21 protein-coding genes are annotated in these 20,769 nt (G+C 56.5%); 19 read left to right on the top strand and 2 right to left on the bottom strand.

Going from position 1 to position 20,769, the window contains the following annotated elements; genetic code table 11:
* Nucleotides 1-7 precede the first annotated feature (7 nt).
* The 14 genes from JNK62_02655 (at nucleotide 8) to JNK62_02720 (ending at nucleotide 14,898) form a co-directional block, all read left to right on the top strand.
* On the top strand, nucleotides 8-994 hold the full coding sequence (locus JNK62_02655) for a serine hydrolase (protein ID MBL8158406.1): 987 nt from the start codon (nucleotides 8-10) through the stop codon (nucleotides 992-994).
* Between the two features lie 3 nt (nucleotides 995-997).
* Nucleotides 998-1,993, top strand: coding sequence for a serine hydrolase (locus JNK62_02660; GenBank protein MBL8158407.1), 996 nt, complete (start codon nucleotides 998-1,000; stop codon nucleotides 1,991-1,993).
* 12 nt (nucleotides 1,994-2,005) lie between these two features.
* The gene (locus JNK62_02665; GenBank protein MBL8158408.1) at nucleotides 2,006-2,548 is read left to right on the top strand and encodes a hypothetical protein; all 543 of its coding nucleotides are present in this window, start codon (nucleotides 2,006-2,008) and stop codon (nucleotides 2,546-2,548) included.
* A gap of 419 nt (nucleotides 2,549-2,967) precedes the next feature.
* Complete coding sequence (locus JNK62_02670; GenBank protein MBL8158409.1) at nucleotides 2,968-4,938, top strand: LamG domain-containing protein; 1,971 nt, start codon at nucleotides 2,968-2,970, stop codon at nucleotides 4,936-4,938.
* Between the two features lie 83 nt (nucleotides 4,939-5,021).
* Nucleotides 5,022-6,461 carry a hypothetical protein gene (locus JNK62_02675; protein MBL8158410.1) on the top strand — a complete coding sequence of 480 codons (1,440 nt, stop codon included), beginning with the start codon at nucleotides 5,022-5,024 and terminating at the stop codon, nucleotides 6,459-6,461.
* A 32-nt stretch (nucleotides 6,462-6,493) separates the two neighbouring features.
* A complete protein-coding gene (locus JNK62_02680) occupies nucleotides 6,494-7,954 on the top strand; it encodes a hypothetical protein (protein MBL8158411.1) in 1,461 nt (486 codons plus the stop codon).
* 31 nt (nucleotides 7,955-7,985) lie between these two features.
* Nucleotides 7,986-9,419 (top strand): hypothetical protein, encoded by a 1,434-nt coding sequence (locus tag JNK62_02685; GenBank protein ID MBL8158412.1) that lies wholly within the window; start codon nucleotides 7,986-7,988, stop codon nucleotides 9,417-9,419.
* Between the two features lie 33 nt (nucleotides 9,420-9,452).
* On the top strand, nucleotides 9,453-10,469 hold the full coding sequence (gap, locus tag JNK62_02690; protein MBL8158413.1) for a type I glyceraldehyde-3-phosphate dehydrogenase: 1,017 nt from the start codon (nucleotides 9,453-9,455) through the stop codon (nucleotides 10,467-10,469).
* Nucleotides 10,466-10,921 (top strand): RpiB/LacA/LacB family sugar-phosphate isomerase, encoded by a 456-nt coding sequence (locus tag JNK62_02695; protein ID MBL8158414.1) that lies wholly within the window; start codon nucleotides 10,466-10,468, stop codon nucleotides 10,919-10,921. Before gap ends, JNK62_02695 begins: the two co-directional genes overlap by 4 nt.
* 3 nt (nucleotides 10,922-10,924) lie before the next feature.
* Nucleotides 10,925-11,584 carry a hypothetical protein gene (locus JNK62_02700; protein MBL8158415.1) on the top strand — a complete coding sequence of 220 codons (660 nt, stop codon included), beginning with the start codon at nucleotides 10,925-10,927 and terminating at the stop codon, nucleotides 11,582-11,584.
* Between the two features lie 8 nt (nucleotides 11,585-11,592).
* Nucleotides 11,593-12,297, top strand: coding sequence for a peptidoglycan-binding protein (locus JNK62_02705; protein ID MBL8158416.1), 705 nt, complete (start codon nucleotides 11,593-11,595; stop codon nucleotides 12,295-12,297).
* A 22-nt stretch (nucleotides 12,298-12,319) separates the two neighbouring features.
* Entirely contained in the window at nucleotides 12,320-13,180 is an 861-nt protein-coding gene (locus JNK62_02710; protein ID MBL8158417.1) for a transketolase, read from the top strand.
* A 1-nt stretch (nucleotide 13,181) separates the two neighbouring features.
* On the top strand, nucleotides 13,182-14,171 hold the full coding sequence (locus JNK62_02715) for a transketolase family protein (protein ID MBL8158418.1): 990 nt from the start codon (nucleotides 13,182-13,184) through the stop codon (nucleotides 14,169-14,171).
* Between the two features lie 61 nt (nucleotides 14,172-14,232).
* Nucleotides 14,233-14,898 carry a hypothetical protein gene (locus JNK62_02720; GenBank protein MBL8158419.1) on the top strand — a complete coding sequence of 222 codons (666 nt, stop codon included), beginning with the start codon at nucleotides 14,233-14,235 and terminating at the stop codon, nucleotides 14,896-14,898.
* 23 nt (nucleotides 14,899-14,921) lie between these two features.
* On the opposite strand, the gene JNK62_02725 is transcribed toward JNK62_02720, so the two are convergent.
* Nucleotides 14,922-15,692, bottom strand: coding sequence for an alpha/beta fold hydrolase (locus JNK62_02725; protein MBL8158420.1), 771 nt, complete (start codon nucleotides 15,690-15,692; stop codon nucleotides 14,922-14,924).
* 77 nt (nucleotides 15,693-15,769) lie between these two features.
* Here JNK62_02725 and JNK62_02730 point away from each other — a divergent pair, with 77 nt between their 5' ends.
* Nucleotides 15,770-16,033 carry a hypothetical protein gene (locus JNK62_02730; GenBank protein ID MBL8158421.1) on the top strand — a complete coding sequence of 88 codons (264 nt, stop codon included), beginning with the start codon at nucleotides 15,770-15,772 and terminating at the stop codon, nucleotides 16,031-16,033.
* A gap of 11 nt (nucleotides 16,034-16,044) precedes the next feature.
* On the opposite strand, the gene JNK62_02735 is transcribed toward JNK62_02730, so the two are convergent.
* Entirely contained in the window at nucleotides 16,045-17,031 is a 987-nt protein-coding gene (locus tag JNK62_02735; protein ID MBL8158422.1) for a carbohydrate kinase family protein, read from the bottom strand.
* Between the two features lie 40 nt (nucleotides 17,032-17,071).
* On the opposite strand from JNK62_02735, the gene JNK62_02740 reads away from it, so the two are divergent.
* From JNK62_02740 to JNK62_02755, 4 genes are all read left to right on the top strand, one after another.
* Complete coding sequence (locus JNK62_02740; GenBank protein ID MBL8158423.1) at nucleotides 17,072-17,923, top strand: class II fructose-bisphosphate aldolase; 852 nt, start codon at nucleotides 17,072-17,074, stop codon at nucleotides 17,921-17,923.
* A 343-nt stretch (nucleotides 17,924-18,266) separates the two neighbouring features.
* Nucleotides 18,267-18,896 (top strand): 50S ribosomal protein L25, encoded by a 630-nt coding sequence (locus tag JNK62_02745; protein MBL8158424.1) that lies wholly within the window; start codon nucleotides 18,267-18,269, stop codon nucleotides 18,894-18,896.
* A gap of 82 nt (nucleotides 18,897-18,978) precedes the next feature.
* A complete protein-coding gene (locus JNK62_02750; protein MBL8158425.1) occupies nucleotides 18,979-20,304 on the top strand; it encodes a lytic murein transglycosylase in 1,326 nt (441 codons plus the stop codon).
* A gap of 173 nt (nucleotides 20,305-20,477) precedes the next feature.
* A complete protein-coding gene (locus JNK62_02755) occupies nucleotides 20,478-20,735 on the top strand; it encodes a type B 50S ribosomal protein L31 (protein MBL8158426.1) in 258 nt (85 codons plus the stop codon).
* The last annotated feature ends 34 nt before the right edge of the window (nucleotides 20,736-20,769 follow it).

Here is a 20,769-nt window from a genome sequence, read left to right on the forward strand (position 1 = left end):
TAGCGCCATGTCCGTCCGTGCGACGACGAAATGGTGGGTTGTATTGGGTATTTTTGTGTTCGGTTTCGGTGTGGGGTATCTCGTCCGCTACGCATTACCGCACGGCCACGCTGTTTCGCGCATCGGAGAAATCCGCGAGCGCAGCGGCGGCACGCTTACGAACCCGCTTCTCGAATGCACCGAATTACCGGAAAGCATCTCGGTAGGAGAACGACGTGATCTCGAGAGCAGGGTACAACGCATGATCGATGCGAAGAAGCAGGACGGCACGCTCACCGAAGCCGCTGTCTATTACCGCGATCTCAATAACGGCCCGTGGTTCGGTATCCGCGAGGATGTGAAGTTTTCGCCTGCCTCGCTCCTTAAGGTGCCACTCGCCATGTGGTACTACTCGAAGGCAGACGAGGATCCCAGCATTCTCGAACAAGCCATCGAATTCAAAGGGCCGCGCGGCGTAAGCTACGTCAATTTCCCCCCGAGGATGCAACTTGAAGAAGGGAAGACGTATACCATCGAGGCGCTTATCCAGTACATGTTGCAGGAGAGCGATAATGACGCGGCGAACATCCTCGATGAATTCGGCGGCAGAGAGAAATCTGCCGATGTGTACCGTGATTTCGGCATCCAGCCATCCAACACGAGCGACGCATACGTCATCGACGTGCACACATACGCGTCATTCTTCCGTATCCTCTACAACGCCACGTACATCGGCCGCGCACATTCCGAGCATCTTCTGGAAATCCTCAGTCGGTCGTCATTCACCCAGGGCCTACGCGCAGGTGTCCCGGAGAACGTCGTCGTGGCGCATAAATTCGGAGAAAAAGTGCTTGATGCGGAAACGAACACCTACCAGCTCCATGATTGCGGTATTGTCTATACAGGGAATACGCCGTATTCTCTTTGCGTCATGACGCAGGGGAAGGACATCGCCCAGCTTGCCAGCTTCATCAAAGACGTCTCCGCTCTCGTCTTTAGCGAGGTGACCCGATAAACCATGCGCTTTTTTACCAAGACTCCGGTCAGTGCCGTGCTAACCGCGAGTGCGCTTGTCGGCGTCGGCATCGCTATCGGATTCTGGGTTATTCCGCATGGTTCTCACGAGGCGAAACGTTTTTTCGCAGATGTACGAAATGCGGAGAATGAAGGACGTCTCACCAATCAGCTTCTGGAATGCACCGAGCTGCCAGAGGGGATTTCCATCGGTGGGCGCATAAATCTGGAACAGCAGATCCAGGAGAAGGTGGATGTGCTGAAGCGTGAGGGGAAACTGACCGAAGCTGCCGTCTACTATCGCGACCTCAACAACGGCCCGTGGTTCGGCATCAACGAAGATGTTCCGTATTACCCGGCCTCACTCCTGAAAGTCCCGCTCGCCATAGCCTTCTATCGCCGTGATCAGGAGGGTCCCGGATTCCTCCAGACGAGAGCCGTGTTTGAAAGTACCGGCCAGGATTTCGAGGCGGGGCAAGCGTTCGGTTCGGCGAAGCGTTTGGAGGGCGGGGCGGAATATTCGCTCGAAGATTTGATTGCGATCATGCTGCAGGATTCGAGCAACGAAGCAGCGCTCCTCTTGACGCAGATAGCCGGAGAGGAGAATGTACTCGATGTGTATGAGGATATCGGCATCCCCGCACCGCAATTCGGCAAGGACTACCAGATCAATGTGCACACCTTCGGCTCATTCTTCCGCATCCTCTTCAATGCCACCTATCTCGATCGCGCACATTCGGAACGGATCCTCTCTATCCTCACAAAATCCAGCTTCACGCAGGGAATCCAGGCAGGACTCCCCGAAGGCACGCTGGCTGCACACAAGTTCGGCACGCGCGAAGTCGGCGACGTTCGTCAGCTCCATGACTGCGGCATCGTCTATGCGCCCGGTAAGCCGTATATCCTCTGTGTCATGACGCAGGGAACGGACTTTGACATGCTCGCGGACTTCATCAAAGAAGTCTCTGGTACCATTTACTCGGCGGTTGCCACCCAGTGATACAATTAAAGAATGCGTAGTGTGCGCTTGAAATACGTCATTCCGGCGATACTTCTTGTGCTGCTTCTATGCGCAGTAGCGGGGTATTTCAAGCTCCAGGAGAATGGGGCTATGAATGCCGCGGCAGCTGCGCCGTATATCGTCCCGCCGATCCAGGATACGTATACGAATACCACTCTCGGCTTCTCACTCGGCTTGCCCGACGGCTTCGCCGTGCAAGAATTTGAAGAAGAGGGTGGTGTGAGGACGGTCGTATTGCAGGATCCACAAGGGAACGGCATTCAGATCCTGGCGACACCGCTGAAGGAAGACATCCCGCACCTTTCTATTGAAATGGTGAAGCGGGACATTCCCGACATGAAGGTGAGCGATGTGCGGCTGGTCGAAATCGGTGAAGGCCGTACCGGTGTCGCATTCAAGAGTGACAACGAAGCATTCGGTGGTGCGTCGCGCGAGGTGTGGTTCGTCTTCCGCGGACACATCTACCAGATTTCCACCTACGCGCGGCTCGATGAATTGCTACAATCAATGTTCACCACGTGGCAGTTCATATGAAAAATAAAATTTTTTCTTTCATTCAGATTCTTTCTCTTATTGGAGTGACTCTGCCGCTTGCGTTCATAAGTGCGCCCCCCAAAGTGGGTGCTGCAACTCAAAAGGTTATTTTTCTGACTTCAGGAACCTCATGGACCGTTCCGTCTGATTGGAATGATAACAATAATTCCATTGAAGTGATTGGCGGCGGCGGCGGCGGCCTTACTCAAACAGCTTCAAATTATGGGGGCGGCGGCGGAGGCGGGGGATACAGTAAGATCGAAAATGCATCTTTATCACGAGGGGCGACGATCACTATACAGATCGGTGTCGGCGGGGGTGCGGGGGTTGCTGGAGGAGATACTTATCTATGCAACAATATTTCCAACTGTGACTCGATCGGAGGCTCTGCGGTTCTGGTCGGCGCTCAAGGGGGGGGTGTGGCAACGAACAACGGAGTGACCGGTGGTTTGGGAGGGTTGGCTAGCAACGGTGTTGGTTCAGTACGGTATTCCGGCGGAAATGGCGGCAGCGGCAGTGGATCGTTTGCATCCGGTGGCGGTGGCGGTGGCGGGAGTGCCGGACCGAATGGAGACGGGGCTGCTGGTGGAGCAGCGGCCTCTGAGGCTTCAGGTGGAGGAGGAGGCGGAGGTGCGAACGGTGGTTCGGGGGGTGTAGCCGGTTCGGGCGCGAATGGTTCTCTGGGCGGAAATAATCGCACTACCGCGGGCGGTGGCGCCGCCGGAAGTCCGGATGGCGGTCTGGGCTCAGACGGTGGTGGTGGTGGGGGGGGAGATGGTCTGACGAATCCGGGTGGAAATGGTGGATCTGGCGGCGTTGACCTGCTCTGGATCCAAACATCAAACTCTCTGACCGCGGGGCCCGCTGGAGGTGGAGGTGGAGGTGGACGGGGGGCTGGGAGTAGTTCTGGAGGCTCAGGTGGTTCTGGAGGAGTGTATGGTGGTGGGGGCGGTGGAGGTGGATATAGCGACGGCACGCTGGGTGTTGGCGGCGCTGGTGGTGGAGGTCTTGTAATCATTACATACTCTCCGATTGAGCGTTTCTTAATCGCGAGACCGCATAATAGGCTTGGGCTTGTCGGCTACTGGAGCTTCGATGAAGGCGCGGGCACTGTCGCAACCGATTTTTCAGGGCAAGGCAAGCATGGAGCATTGGACGCTGATGCCACATGGGCAACTGGTAAGCGCGGCACGGCGATCACGCTGGACGGCACGCTCGATAATGTCGACATTCCTACGATCGATGCAGGCACGGTGAACTCGGCGTCATTATGGGTCGATTTTCGAGATAGTGGTGACGCGGTTTTGCTGGGGAGAGGTGGGAATAGCGGCAACGGTCTCGGGTATTTCTTTTATGTCGATCAGACTGATGTGTATTACAGTCCTGTCGCGGGAACCTTCGCACAGGTAGCGCACGGTGGCCTCGCTCCCGGTCAATGGAATCATCTGGCGGTAGTTCGTATCGGAACCTCAGTGACCTTCTATAAGAATGGTGTACAGCTCGGATCTCCCCAGACCTTGGCTAATAACAGCGCTTTGGATGGAGTAGTGAGCATTGGATCTTACGGCGACACCACCCTTGCGCTCGATGGTCGTCTTGATGAGGTGCGTATCTACACACGTGCCCTGAGTGCGTCGGAGGTTGCCGTGCTCTACGGCAGCGGCGCGGTGAAGTTCACTACATCGTCGGTCGAACTCACGCGCGGCACTTCGCTCGCGAACGGACTCGTCGCACATTGGACTTTCGACGGACCAGATGTCACGACGACCATCAGGGACCGGTCTGGTAACGGCCATAATGCCTATTTTATCGGAGGAGCGACATCGAGTGCGAAGACGATCGGTAAGCTCGGGCAGGCTCTGAATTTCGATGGTGTGGATGATTATGCATCATCAACGAATATCACTGCTCTCAATAATATTCCTCAGATGACGATTTCTGCATGGACCAAGGCAGATGTCATGCCGGGACCCTCTACGTGGCAGATCATCGTATCGAAAATGTCCGCCAGCCCGAGCTGGTATTTTGGATTTGTTGATGTCGGTGGTCCGTTGGCCTATTTCGTTCATGATAATAGTGCGGGTACAGCAGTTACGGCCGACATTAGTTCAATACATAAGACCGGCGTGTGGGAGCACTGGGTTGCGGTATACAATGGCCCGCAAAGCACGGCATCTATATATCTGAACGGGGTAGAAATTACAAATTCAGACCCGGGAGGCTTGGGTACGGTGCGTTCGAACTCCGACCCCGTCAGGATCGGAGTGCTTTCTCCAGGGGCATATCATTTCGATGGCTCGCTTGACGACGTACGTCTCTATAACCGCGCGCTTTCTGCCTCGGAGGTAAAGCAGCTCTACAACCTCGGCGCTGCCCGTATCGTGCAGTAGCGCTGTGGACAGCCGGTATTTCAGCGTATTTCAGGTGCTATCCTCCTAACATCCGGCTTCATGCCGAGTAATCTATAATCTATATGCGAAAAGGGATCGCGTTCGTACTTGGTGTCATTGTGCTCATACCAGCAGCAACACAGGCGCAGAGCGTGAAATTTTCGGTCAGTTTCCCGAAGGTGTATGACGAATGGATGCGTGATGAACCGAAGCATGTCAACCACCTCACGGTCAATGCATTCCAGGGCAGTGTCGAATACAAGGCCCGCGTCGTGAATGCTGATACCGGCCAGGTGGTAGCTTCAGGTTCGACGGTGCCGCAGGGAACCAAGCTCAAGTTCGAGTTCCTGCCTGAGACGATGTCATGGCATACGAGCGGCTCCGTCTACGATACGCCGTATGCGTACTGGACTCAGAATATGCCTCCTGCACCAGTGTGCGCTACCGCGGACAGGATCATCAACGAGACGGGTAAGACATTCAGGGGTAAAGTCAGCGGAAAGAATATCTTTTCACCTGTGTATGCGGTTCCTCCGGCAAAATCGGCGCAGAATGCATCCGCTCTCGGCACCTGCACCACACCCGCGGATGGCGATATTACCTGCACGGCAAGTGTCGTGGGCACGCACACTGTTACTTTCAATTTCAATGCGAGTAAGGCCTATCACTATCTCCGCATCTACAATATGGATGTTTCGCGCGATTCTTCGCCAGCAAGCCGATGGCCGCGCGTTAATAAATGCGAACCACTCGGTATCCTGAGCGGTATCCGTGATTTCTCAGGTGGAGCGACGAACGAGCCGCGCAGCACGGTCACGCTTCCTGCGAAATCCATCCCGTTCACGGTGAAAGTGGCAGAAGGAGTCCCGCCGACCGAAGGGCCGCAGACGCCGATGGTTTCTGCGGCTGGTGGGCGCTGCACCATTGACGTTCCGCATACGATTTCTATGACCGCAAGTCACACTGAAAATAAAAATATCCGCTATCTGATCGATTGGAACAATGACGGCTCAACGGACCAGACGATTCCTGCAAGCGGGTATGTCGCTGCGGGCTCATCGCAATCAGTCAGCCGTACGTACACCGTGGTTGGTCGCAAGGATATCGCGGTGCGTGCTCAGGATGAAGACGGCGCTCTCTCGCCGTGGGCTGCATTCTCGTTCACCTGCGATCATTCTTCCTCTTCCGATACCGCAGGTCTCTCAGGCGAAGATACTGCCGGTCTCGGAAATGACGGTGTTCCTCCTGCGCCAAGCGTAAACGATCTCTCGTTACGTGCCCTTCCGTCGCTCGTGCGCCTCGGAGGTACGACCAAGGTGCACTGGTCCTCGCAGAACATGTCGTCATGCACCGTTACCGGCTCGAATGACGACAGCTGGAGTGGGCTCAACTCTCCCGCAGGCGGTGAAGGCAGTGGTGCAATCAACGGCCTCGTCACATACACCCTGACCTGCCGCGTTGGCGGTGAGACGTTCACCAAGACGGCAACCGTGAATGTGCTGCCGAGTTGGGTGGAAAAATAAGCACTTATTTTATTAGGTATCAATCGCAATTTATGAATCTCACATCGCGCAATCCGTTCGTAGTATTACTCGCCTCCTTCATGCTCGCAGTGCTTTTTTCGTCACCGAGCCTCGCGCTCGCTCAGGCTGAAATGGTTCGGTATGACGAGGAGAACCCGCTTCCGCCTGAAATGCTCGAGCTTGAGGAGGGGGTTTTGGACGGGGAAACTGAAACGCCAGCTCCTGCGGGGACAGTCTCGTGCTTTGATCACTACACATTCGGCTCCGTGCAAGCGCAGCTGACCCCGTCGGTCGCAAATACGGTTTCCGGCACAGCGGTCACGTTCTCCGGCTCCGTCATAAACGACAATCCGTATCCGATCGTCGACGGCGCGCTCTATGTGAAGGTCTTCAAGTCGCGTGGAAGCGAGAACGACGGCAACGGTCCTGATGTCGTCGACCAGTTCTTCGCAAAGGGAGACATCGTCATCCCTGCGAAGGGTAGCGCCCCGATCTCGTTCCAGTGGCGCGTCCCGAGCTATGCGCTCTCCGGTGAGTACGAACTCGCGACATACTTCGTCTCTTCACGAAAGTTCAATCTCCTCGGACTCTCGTTCACTGATGACGTCGTGGGGAATACCATCCCATTCACCGTCTCCGGTGAAATGACCACCGGCGTCAAGTTTGATAAGGCGGGAGTCACGATCAATGGTGAAGACTACTACTTCGCTGCGTTTCCTCCGCGTGTGAGCGCGACGTCTTCAGGCGTCGTATCAGCGACGCTCCGCAATACCACCAACACGACCCAGGCGGTAACGGTGCAGTGGACGGTCTATCAGTGGGACGGACTCCTGCGTGAGAACGTGGTGCAGGAGGAATCCCGCACCGTCACGGTTCCGGCGAATTCGTCCGCACAGGCGACGATTACCGTCACCGATACCAAGTATCCGGTCTACTACGTCGTCGGTACCGCGAAGTGGAAGGATACGCAGTCGGTGATCGGCGCTCGCTTCATACGAGAAGGCGTTGATCGAACCCGTATCAACTTCCCGGGTGTCTCATCGTTCCCGCTCAAGGCCGGGGAGATGAATACGCTCTTCTCGTGCTTGCACAATTCAGGCGAAGCTGCTGTCGTCTCCGGTGGCAGTCTCGATCTCACGATCCTCGATAGGGACGGTAACCCGATCCATCAGTACACATATAAAGGAGATGTGACCGGAGATATGATGGGTGTCGCATCAGCGTTCACGCCGACGAAGAATTACGATTACTTCACCATTTCAGCGCGTCTCTTCCAGGGAGATCAATTCGTCGACGAAGCGAACTTGGTCTATGACTGTCAGGCGATCGATCCATCGCTCTGCTTGCCGGCCGCTGCGGCAGGTAGCGGTATGCTCGGCTCGATGCAATCCCTTGCGGTCATCGCGCTCGGCATCATCGTCCTCATCGGTGCTATCTGGATCTATCGTCGCGTAAGCCGTACGCCGAACACCACCCAGCTCCCGCCGATGTAAGTACGGCTTAGGTCTCGATACATAACAATTTATGGCAGGTGCATTCAAGAAGGGTGTCACGATCTATGTGATCGGGATGATAATCGTCCTTGCCCTACCGGTGATTGCAGCTGCAGATACCTACGCCCTCAAATGGACCGGCTCACAGCCGAAGTTGGATTTCACTACCGCGGGAGGGAAATTCGATGGAACGCTCAGTGGTGCCATGGTAACAGTCCACTATCGTGTGAAGGTGCAAGAAGTGGATACGGCCGGCAAGGTCGTCCGGGAGCTGTCATGCGGCGATACCGTACCGGAAGGAACTCGGGTGCGGTATTCGTTTGATACGCACAAATATACGGACATTTCATGGTTCGGCAGCGGAAGCTCCAATGACTCTCCGTACGGCATGTGGTCTCCGTATGGTACGCAACCGAGTCCGGCGAAGCGCTGCGAAGAAGATAATCTTTACAAGAAAGGAGCACATAAGGCGAACCTCTACGCCGAACTCACTATCGAGCAGCCTGACAAGAGGGTGACAACGAATATGCCGGGCTGTGCAGAGGGTTCAGGTGATGCCAAGACCTGCGTCGCTGGTGTCGGTACCTACAACGCGACCTACACCTTCGCCGCTACGCGAGGTAATTTCTGGGGAGGTTGGAGACACACGAATGAGGAATCCAGTCACACAAATGACGATCAATGCTATGCGCCAAGCCGCAATTATCGCGGTGTCGACCAGACGGCGATGCGGAATAGCGGTTCTGTCCATATCGTTGCGGTTCCGCAGAAGACATTCGGTTGCCAGATCATCGGCGTCGCTGGTCCGGAAGAACCTACTCAGCCGCCCGTGCGGCCGAATCTCACGGTTGCTGCGGGAGCATGTGTCATTGGCCAACCATTCGATGTATCGATCACTTCAAATGATCCGGATGGCGACAAGATCCGTTACGAAGTCGATTGGACGAACGATGGGGCGATCGAGGAAACCATCCCGACAAGTGGCTACCTTGCATCAGGCACGTCTCGCAACGTAACCCGCACCTTCGCGACAGGCGGCAGTAAAACCATTCGCGCACGTGCTCAAGATGAGCATGGGGCGCGCTCGCCGTGGGCAACGATATCATTCAACTGTACGGAAAACGGCACTGACACCACGGTAGATCTGGACGGTGAGAATGAGCCCGTCCTCACAGACGATTCCGAGCCGACGCCGACCTTGAATGACTTTTCACTTCGAGCGCTCCCTTCGCTTGTGCGCATGGGGCAGACGACGAAAGTCCATTGGAGCTCCCAGAATATGACAAGCTGTACGGTCACCGGTACCAATGGCGATAGTTGGAACGGTCTCAATTCGCCCGTGAGCGGGGAAGTCAGCGCCGCGATCAAGAGCTTGGTAACCTATACGCTCACGTGCCAAGCAGGCGGCCAGACGTTCACTAAGACCGCAACGGTGAACGTCCTGCCGAGCTGGGTGGAGAAATAGCCGTTTACTCAAGCGACGGTATATAATGCTCGTATGACACGAGTTGCAATCAACGGTTTTGGCCGCATCGGCCGCTGCTTCCTTCGTGCGGCGATCCGCGACGGGGCACAGGGGAGGGATTTCCAGATCGTCGCGCTTAATGATCTCGGTACGATCGAAAGTCTCGCCTATCTCCTTAAATACGACACCGTCTACGGGAAGGCTGACTTTGAAGTGACACACGACGAGAAGAACCTTATCGTCGGCGGCAAGCCGATCGCATTCGTACAGGAGAAGGAACTCGCGAAACTCCCGTGGAAGGATATGCAGATCGACATCGTAGTGGAGTCAACCGGCGTATTCACCGATCCGGCAAAAGCCAAGGGGCACATCGATGCGGGTGCGAAACGTGTCGTCATCTCAGCTCCCGCAAAAGGTGATGGCGCGGAGACCGTCCTCATCGGAGCCAACGACGACAAGATCAAAGGCTGTCAGATCACTTCCAACGCATCGTGCACCACGAACGCCGCTTCTCCCTTGATCGGCATCCTCGACGAGGTGATCGGTGTCGAGAAAGCACTTCTCAATACGACGCACGCATACACGGCATCCCAGGCGCTCGTTGATGCCCCAAATGCAAAAGATCTCCGTGAAGGCCGCGCTGCCGCGCAGAATCTCGTCCCTGCTTCTACCGGTGCCGCAAAGGCGACCGCGCTTGCGTATCCGCAGGTGAAAGATAAATTCGACGGTATCTCCGTGCGCGTACCGGTGCCGGCAGGATCGATGGCAGATGTCACGTTCATCGCGAAGCGTGCAACGACAGTCGAAGAGGTCAATGCCGCGCTCAAGGCCGCAGCACAGAGTGTGCGCTGGAAGCGTGTCTTCGCGGTAACGGAAGAGCCGCTTGTTTCTTCCGACATTCTCGGCCTTCCATACGGCTCAATCGCAGATCTCGCACTAACGCGCGTCGTTGGCGGCAATCTCGTCAAAGTAATGGCATGGTACGACAACGAGGCGGGCTATGCCCACACGCTCGTCGAGCACGTGAAGGAAGCAGGTAAAAGCGTATGAAGATCGTCCTCGCCGCCGATCATCGTGGAATGAAACTGAAAGACGCCCTGAAGGCGCATCTGCAATCGACGGGACACGAAGTCGAAGACGTAGGAGCACATACAGAGAATCCGACCGATGACTATCCGGATTTCGGCTATCCCGCAGCGCAGATGGTCGCTGCCGCTCCCGGCTCTCGTGGTATTTTCATCTGCGGTTCCGGCATGGGGATGGATATCGTCGCGAATAAGGTGAAGGGCATCCGTGCGACCGTCGCGTACTCGAAGGATGGCGCGATGCATGGCGCATCGCATGACGGCGTCAACGTCATCACGCTTGCTGCGGACGTCGTCGGCATAGAGGAGGCGAAGGGGATCGTGGATACATTCCTCGCCACGCCGTTAGTACGCGATGAGAAATACGTCCGTCGTATACAGAAGATCGCGACGATCGAAGATCAGCATTTCCGCTAGGGCATGAAGGAGATCATTCCGACCATAGTTCCTGCTTCCTTCGACGATCTCGCGGTCGGCTTGAATGTGGTGCGCGGATTCGCTCGCTCGCTCCATATCGACGCAGTAGACGGGAAGTTCGCACCTAATCTGACCTGGCTTCCGCAGGCAGGCGAACGAATACCAGGCCTCAATGCGCTTCTTATCGAAGTGCATCTCATGGTTTCTGAGCCACTTGAAGTCGGGTCCGCGTTCGTAAAGGCAGGAGCTTCGCGCGTCATCGCGCATCGCGAAGCGTTTGCCGACATGGCCACTATCAGTGCCGCCTTCGATGCGTGGAAGATGGCAGGTGCCCAGGAGGTCGGGCTCGCGCTCAAGATGGATACGGCTCCGGAAGCGGTCGCAGAAATCGCGACTCGATGTGATTCCATCACACTCATGTGCATCGCGCAGATAGGCCAACAAGGCGCAACATTTGAGTCGTCCAGCGTCGCTCGTGTCCGCGATTTCCACCAACGTTTTCCTCAGCTGACGATCGCCGTCGATGGCGGCGTCTCGGAAGCCAATATCGTCGAGCTGGCACACGCAGGAGCATCGCGCTTCTGCGTCGGCTCAGCGCTTTCTTCATCGAGCGATCCGGCGGCTGTTTACAAGCGTCTCCACGAGCTGGTCGACGCGGTATGATTTCCCCTATGACACGCGCTGCCGCCGGCATAACTGCTATCCTCATGCTCTTCGCGCCCGTAGCGGTAGCGGCGCAGCAGGTAACCATCGACGCGAGCCTCCTGCAGCAACTCCAGCAACTGCTCCCGCAGCAATCGAATACGGTCAGCACCCAGCTCCAGCAGCAGCTCCTGAATTTCATGCCGGTAGCCCAGTCGTACCTCCAATCGCTTACGCCTGGGGATACGGAAGCAATCATCCAGCGCTTACAGGCCTCGCTCGTAGGTCCGGTCTTCTACGCGAACATCCCGCTCGCATCCTCGACAGGCACCTCCACCAATCAGGCGCTTATCACGGCGTTGCTCGCTCAGGTATCCGTGCTCCAGCAGCAGATCAATGCCATTCTTGCTTCAACAACGGCCACAACTACCGCAACCACGACTACCGGTTTTCTGCAGGAGCTCCCTGAGCCGACCCTCATCGCATGTCCGGCAATCACGCGCGTCTTGCAGTTCGGCATGAATGGAACCGATGTGAGCACTCTCCAGTCGTTCCTCATCTCAGAAGGTCTTCTCGCGTCCGATTCGGCAACGGGCTTCTTCGGCAAGCTCACGGAAGCGGCAGTACAGGCATGGCAGAAAGCGAAAGCGATCGTGATGGAGGGAGATCCGGCGACGACCGGATTCGGTGCCGTCGGCCCTAAGACACGCGTTGCGCTTCAGAATTGCCGTTAGCGAGCAGGGTATAATGAATCGAATGGAACCCCTGACTGATTCAGAGGTACAAGCTCTCGTCGCGAAAGCAAACGCGATACGCCAGACCATTATCGAGATGTTGCTTGCGGCAGGCTCGGGGCATACCGCAGGACCCTTGGGTATGACGGACATCTTTACGGCGCTGTATTTCCACGTCCTTACGCACGATCCGAAGAATCCTGCATGGGACGAGCGCGACCGCCTCTTCCTCTCGAACGGCCACATCGTGCCGGTGCGTTATGCGACCATGGCGCATGCCGGCTATTTTCCGCTAGAAGAATGTCTCACGCTCCGCAAATTCGGCTCTCGCTTGCAAGGTCACCCTGAGCGAGAAAAGCTCCCGGGTGTCGAATCGACTTCAGGCCCTCTGGGCAGCGGCCTCTCACAGGCATCCGGCTACGCCTACGCCGCGCGCATGGATGGGAAGAGATACCGCATCTATTGCGCGCTCTCCGATGGGGAACATCAGGAGGGAAATATCTGGGAAGCGATGATGTTCGCGGGGAAGAACCGCCTCTCGAATATCACCGCCATCATCGACCGCAACAATATCCAGATCGACGGCATGACGGAAAACATAATGCCGCTCGAGCCTTTGCGCGAGAAATACGAATCGTTCAACTGGCATGTGTTGGAAGTAGATGGTCACAACATCCCGCAATTCATCGCCGCATGCGAAGAAGCCAAAGCCATTTACGAGAAGCCGACGGTGATCATCGCGCATACCATCCCTGGCAAGGGCGTGAAAGAAATCGAATTCGATTACAAATGGCACGGCAAGCCGCCATCCAAGGAAGAAGCCGCAAAATTCTTGAGCGAACTCCGTACGCTTCAAGGAAAGGTCTCTAGTGAACATCAATAGTATGCTCAATCCCGACGCAAGACTTGCAGCAAATATCTTCGACACGCCCGAAACGGCGCCGACGCGTGATGGTTTCGGCAAAGGCGCGGCAGAAGTGGGTAAAGCCGACGAACGCGTCGTCGTACTTTCTGCCGATCTCACCGAATCCACCCGTGCTGAATGGTTCGTGAAAGAATTTCCGCAGCGATTCATCGAGATAGGCGTCGCCGAGCAGAATATGGCGACGGTCGCTGCAGGTATGGCGAACTACGGCAAGATTCCGTTCTTTACTTCGTACGCGGCATTTTCTCCCGGCCGCAACTGGGAACAGATCCGTACCACCATCGCGCTCAACAATGTGCCGGCTATCGTCTGCGGCATGCATGCGGGCGTCTCTGTCGGTCCTGACGGCGCGACGCATCAGATGCTCGAAGACATCGCGCTCATGCGCGCCATGCCGAATATGATCGTGATTTCTCCTTCCGATTCAGAAGAAGGCCGTAAGGCGACTATCGCCGCAGCAAAAGCAGGTAAGCCGGTCTATCTCCGCTTTGCTCGTGACAAATCACCCATCATGACGACGCCTGATACGCCATTCGAGATAGGGAAGGCGAATGTTCTCTGGAAATCAGATGCACCGAAAGTTGTCATCATCGCGACGGGGCCGCTCGTCCATAACGCGCTTCTCGCAGCAAAAGAATTAGAGAACGAAATCCAAACGACGGTCATCAACGTCCACACGATCAAACCGCTCGACGAAGCGACGATCCTTTCTGCAGTCCAGAACGTATCGGCCGTTGTCACCGTCGAAGAGCATCAAGTGAATGGGGGACTAGGAAGCGCGATCGCGGAACTTCTCGCAAAAAACAATCCGAAGGCGATCGAATTCATCGGCGTCCAGAATACTTTTGGCCAATCAGGCGAGCCCAAAGAGCTCATCGAGCATTACGGCATGGGAGTGAGAAGTATCAGTGAAGCGGTCAAAAAAGCGCTGAGTAGAGCCGTAAAATAGGCTGGACTTTTGTAACAAAAGTGGTATAATTATATCAGTCTCAAGCAGAAGGGTATAGCTGATGGTCAACAAGCTGACTACGCTCGCCATCCTTATCGCGTCGATCTTCCTCGTGTGGATGATCGGTTCGATACTCGGGGTCGACTTCGTGGCGCGTCTTCAAACGATCATGACCTCGAAAGAGGTTCAGGAGAAGATGACGCTGGATGAGAGCGATCAAGTATGTCTTGCGCTCGAGATGTGGCACGGAGCTGAGAAAGGTGTCGCCGGTAAGCGCGTCATGCGCCTTATCGGTGTCGCGGCACTCAACTACAAGCTGACTGCGCCGAAGCAGGAAAACATGTGTGTGATCTTCGAGAAGGCCCGCTTGCTTCTCTCGAAGGCACATCCGGCGGAGTCCTTGCGAGGAGCTTCGTTGTTTCCGATTCGGAAGGTCGGCTGGGTGCTCTCTGAAGCTTCAGGCACGACCGGAAGTGCGACATACACGGAAGCGCGTGCGGTTGCACGAGAGCTCCTTGATGCCGTCGCTGACGGGAAGCCTCCTGCAAGCGTCCTGCCGGCAGAAATGTCAGACTACGGATGCGCGATCAAGTTCATCCGCAGTTATGGCGGTCTGCTCGATAACAGGATTCCCGGTGGGTTCAAAACCATCCAGGAAGATTTCCTGAAAGAAGGGCTGATCGCGAAGCAGCCCATCGATCAGACACAGTTCTTCTGTGCATCGTGATGCCACGACTACGCGCCGCCAGGTCATTCCCTGGCGGCGTTCTTCTTTTGTAGATTCTTCTTGAGGAATTCGATCAGTATCCTTTCTTCTTCCTTGTGTTCGGGGCGGAAGAAGAGCGCGTGACGGCCGCCGGAGAGCACATGGGATTCGTCGGCGGCATTCCCGTTACCGGCCACGATGCGCGCACCGCTCTCCGGTGCTGCCAGAGGGTCGCCGGCAGTATGTAAGGTAAGAATCGGGCTTTTGATCTCCGGCAGCGCGGAAGTGAGACGACGATTCCCCTCCTGTATCAGCGAAAGCGAGCGTCCCGGGAAATCACGATAATAGAAGAGTCCTTTGCGGATGCGCAGATCCTCGGCAGTCAGGTACTTCCTCCAGAAACTACGCATGCCAAGGATGGCCGACATGCCCGGAAGACGGAACGGCAAACGCAATCGGTATGGGGTGAGTGCGATCGCGAGCGCATCCGGTTTGAACTCTTGGGCAAGGAGCGCTGCGATGTATCCGCCGAAACTGTATCCGATGAATGCGGTCGGTTTACTGCCTTCGGTCAGCGTGCGTGCGAAATACCGCGTCGCCGAAAGGAACTCGTCGAACGAATGATTGAGCAAGTGGTGCTGCTCGGTGCCGTGTCCCGGCAGGAGCGGTGCAAGCACGTGCGCATCAAGTTCGTGTGCCAATCTCTCGGCTGTTCCTGCAAACGCGTCAGGAGAACCGGTATATCCATGAATCCAAAGGATGCGCCGCGATGCGTCGCGCCGTCCTATATCGAATCCTCGATGCCGTTCGGTCATAGATAACGACGCATTTTACCATTGCGTGCTCTCGCGCGGTTTCGTGGTATGGTGCCGGTAGGAGAAAGGAGGAAGCCATGCGGATCGCACTCCTCGCATTCGCGATACTGTTCACGACCTCGGCGCATGCATCCCACTATCCGTTGGGAGGCGCTATCGAGTCCGAAATGAGATCGTTCGACCCGAAGAAGTACGCGCCGGCAGATGTATACAGTTTCGTGAAGTACATGATGGAGCAGCAAGAACTCCACGACGTCGGCCTGCATTTCGACGATTTCGAGATCATGCTCTTCGATCTTCCGGTCCCGCCGGATCCCCAATCTAAAAAGGCGCCTCAGTGAGGCGCCTTCGTTTATATCTCCATGGGTGTGAATTCCGGCGGTCGTTTTGCGAATGCGGCTTCAAGTTCGTCGAGCTTGAGGAGTCCGGTCTGTGCACCGACTTTCTGCACCACGAAGGCGGAATTCACCATGCCGCGCATGAGGGCTTCGGGAGCGGAAAGTCCCTTGATGAGGAAGGCGACGGTCGTCGAGGCGGTCGCATCCCCTGCGCCGGTACGCGAAATCGGCGGTGCCGGATCAGGATACATCGGGATGTGCCAGGCTTTCCCGTCCTGCATGATGTAGGAGCCGTTTCGGCCATCGGTGATGACCGGAATCTTCGGGCCCAAGGCTTTCACGCCTTCCAGAAGCTTCTTCACATCGTGTTCCTGGTTGCCCAGGATCATCTGTGCCTCTTCCTTGTTGCAGAAGAAGACTTCCGAAGCCTCATAGATCTCTTTCAATTTCTCCTTGCCGAGCTGCAACTGGAACGTGCCCGGCTGGAACGCGATCTTCACGTTGTTCGCTTTCGCATAGCGCGCGATCTCCAGTTGGTATTCGAGTGTCTCAAGCGGCAGCGAGGTGAGATAGAACCACGCCGGTGCTTCTGCGAATTGCGGCAGTGCGTAGGGGAATTGCTCGTGCTTCACGAGGATGGTGCGCTCCGCCTCGTACTGGAGGACGTAGTGGTAGTTCGTCTTAATGCCATCGTGCTTGCGGATGAATTCAGTATTCATTCCCTCCTTGGCAAGCGTCGCGATGCAATCATCGCCATTGCGATCGTTGCCGACGTTCGCGACGACGGTCGATGCGAGGCCCAATCGCACCGCGGCGGTCGCTGCGTTCGGGCCGTTACCCACGGCGAAGACTTCCTGGACGCTCTCGAACGGGATCTTCTGTCCGAATTTGACGCAGAGCATGCAGTTCTCATCATTAATATCGCAATTGACGCGGGCGTCTTTCAAACGGATAAATGCGTCGATCACGATATCCCCGAATGCCACGAAATCGTATTTCATATCGGGATTCTATCACGCACGAAGATGCTATGATTCCCGCATGAGAACACTTCGCGAGGTGATTATGGACGCGCGGGGGCGCAAGGTAGCAGTGGGGCATTTTAATATCTCTGATTCGACACAGCTCAACGCGATCGCGGAAGCAGCGCGGGAATTGAATCTGCCGGTCATGATCGGCGCATCGGAAGGCGAGCGAAAGTTCATCGGCACCCGTCAGGCGGCCGCGTTGGTGAAAGCGCTCCGCGATCAAGGGCAGGAGATCTATATGAATGCCGATCACACCAAGACGATCGAAGGCATCAAGGAGGCGATTGATGCAGGCTACGACGAAGTCCTCTTCGATGGCAGCGAACTCCCTCTCGAGGAAAACATTGAGAAGGCGAAGGAGGCGGTTGCCTATGCGCGTGCATCCGGCCGCGATGTCCTCGTCGAAGGTGAGCTCGGCTACATCGGCCGCTCAAGTGCCCTCCTTGATTCCATTCCGGAAGGCGCCGGCCTTGATAAGACCGATCCGGAAGTCGCGAAGCGATTCGTCACCGAATCAGGAATCGATATGCTCGCACCGTCAGTCGGTAATATCCACGGCATGCTCAAGAATTCTCCGGAGCCCGCACTCGACATCGAGCGCATCGGCGGCATCAGTCAGGCAACCAGCATCCCGCTCGTACTCCACGGCGGTTCGGGCAATTCCGAGGCTGACTTCCGTGCGGCCATCAAGAACGGCATGGGGGTCGTACACATCAATACGGAAATCCGCGTCGCGTACCGAAAGGGAATCGAAGCCGGCCTCGCAGCCTCCGATGATGTCGCGCCGTACAAATACCTTGCCTCCGGTGCCGCTCAATTAAAGGAGGTGGTCAAAGCCAAGCTCCAGCTGTTTGCGAATCCCTAGTAGACATACTTCCTGAATAATTGTATTGTTTTTTCAGTAACTGGCTGAAGGAGGAAGACAGTGCTCTATGATCGGAAGAAGTGGGACCGCGAGCCGTGGAATGAATGGCCATACTATCGTCGTGATCTGTCACTGGAGGGATTCGCCTTCTGGATGGCCTGTCTTATCAGCGGCTGCGTCGCGGCGATGCTTTGGATCCTGCCTGTGCTGATGGGCATGCAGGAATCGCTCCCGTACCTGTATCGGTTCTTCGAGAACCTTCGATAAGCCACAAGGGCGCCTCTGAGGCGCCCTTCTCAATAAACCTTGCAAAATAGCCCCCAATCCGTATACTGCGCGCACTATGTTAGAGCTTGAAATCAAGCCGCGTGACTCGAAAGAGTCTGCAGAAACCCTCCGCGCCCAGGGCGTCCTTCCGGCTGTCATCTATGGCCCGAAGGAGGAAGCGACCGCCATTACGATCAATCAGAAGGAGTTCGAGCGCCTCTTCAAGCAGGCAGGAGAGACCACGATCATCAAGCTGAAGGGTATCGGTGATGAAAAGGACAGTCTCGTCCACGACATCCAGCGACACCCGGTGACCGACACCGTCCTCCATGCGGACTTCTATGTCTTGGAGAAGGGTAAGAAGGTTACCCTCAACATTCCGCTCGAATTCGTCGGTGAAGCGCCGGCAGAAAAGCAGGGCCACATCCTCACGAAGGTCCTCCACGAAGTCGAGATCGAAGTCGCTCCGGCAGAATTGCCGCAGCACCTCGAAGTCGATCTCTCGAAGCTCGAGAATGTCGGCGATCACGTCCTCGCATCCGACATCAAGCTCCCGAAGAGTGCTGAGCTCAAGATCTCTCCGGAAGAAATCGTCGTTTCCGTCACGGCATTCGTCGAAGAGAAGATCGAAGCTCCGGCTCCAGCAGAAGGCGCTCCGGCAGAAGGTGCTGCAGCGGCAGCTCCCGAAGGAGAGGCAAAAGAGTAATTTTCCTGAAATACCAATCAGAAAGGCGGCCTCCGGCCGCCTTTTCTTGTGTTCATTTCAGATACGCTATAATCATCAGGTCATGAAGTTCTCGCGATTGCTGGTCTTTTTTGTGCTGCTTGCCCTGCCGCTTTCCGCTTCCGCGGCGCTTACTCCCGAGGAGCGCGCGGAACTCGAGAAGCAGCTCGCCGAAGTCGAGCAGCAGATCGCGGCCAATAAGACCGAGCTCGAAAAGAAGCAGGGTGAACGCCAATCTCTGGAACGCGATGTGGCGATACTCGATGGACAGATACGCGAGACGCAGCTCGCGATCAAACAGCGTGACCTTGCCGTCCGCAAGCTCACCGACGGCATCACCGACAAGGAGGCCGCCATCAAGGTGCTCGATGGGAAAGTCGCCGAAGGGCAGGAGTCGGTGGCGCAGATGATCCGCCGCACGCACGAGATCGACGGCATCTCCATCGCAGAGCTCGCGCTCGGCGGTTCCATCACCGACCTCTTCACCGAGATCGACAACTACCAGATCGTGCAGCAGGCGCTTGATGACGCATTCAAGGAGATGGCGATCGCCCGCTCCGATCTCGCGGCACGACGCGAAGCACTGCAGAGCCAGCAGGAAGAGGAACAATCGATCCTCCAGCTGCAGAAGCTCGAACGTGAGCAGCTCCAGAGATCAGAGCGTGAGAAATCCCAACTCGTTTCGGCGGCGAAAGGCCAGGAAGCCAATTACCAGAAGATCATCGCCGAGCGTCAGCAGACGGCGACACAGATCCGGGCACGTCTCTTCCAGCTCGCCGATTCCAGCGAGGTCTCGTTCGGTGTGGCATACGATCTTGCCAAGAAGGCGAGTGAGGCTACCGGTGTCCGTCCCGCGTTCATCCTCGGCATCCTCAAGAACGAGAGCGACCTCGGCCGCAATGTCGGTCAGTGCCTCCTGACGAACGAACCGGCCAAAGGCAACGGCAAGGGTGCGAATACCGGCACCGCGTTCCCGAAAGTGATGCACCCGACACGCGACGTCGATCCCTTCCTGGAGATCACCGCGGAACTCGGCATCGACTGGAAATCGCAGCGCGTGTCGTGTCCGCAATCGGTCGGATACGGCGGCGCTATGGGTCCATCGCAGTTCATCGCTTCGACGTGGATGATGTACAAGGATCGCATCGCGTCGGCCACCGGCCAGAATCCGCCGAACCCTTGGGACAATCGGGCCGCATTCACCGCATCCGCGATCTTCCTCTCCGACATCGGCGCGGCGCGTGGCACGCGCGAAGGGGAGCGGGAAGCGGCACTCCGCTACTTCGCCGGCGGCAACTGGAAGAACCCGGCATTCGCCTCCTACGGCACCCGCGTTCTCGGATTCGCCGATGAGTTCCAGGCCCAGATCGACGTCCTTGAGGGACGTTGAGCACCGCGAGACGTTTCTCAAGGTGGAAGGTGAGACGGGGGTGGGGCCCCGTCGCAAGGCCGGACCGGGCGTAGGCGAGGGAGGCGGGGTCGCGCAATTCGCCAGCAGGCGAATATGCGTGACGGTAGACCCTTCCTTGCGGAAACAGTGCGTTTTTTGTATAGTACGCCGACATGAAAAAGGACCTGCACCCGGATACCTATCGCGACGTGATCTTCGAGGATGTCTCCTCGGGGGCTCGTTTTCTCATTGGTTCCACCATCCGCACGGAAAAGACCGACAAATGGGAGGATGGTAAGGAATACCCGGTCTTCCAGGTTGAAATCTCCTCTGCATCGCATCCGTTCTACACCGGCCAGTCGAAGACCATCGACACCGCCGGCCGCGTCGAGAAGTTCAAGGCTCGCGCAGCAAAGACCTCCAAGAAGTAACGACCCTGCCGAACAAAACCCCGCTACAAGCGGG

This window comes from bacterium (assembly GCA_016789445.1).
Classification (GTDB): domain Bacteria; phylum Patescibacteriota; class Minisyncoccia; order Phycocordibacterales; family UBA2100; genus UBA10103.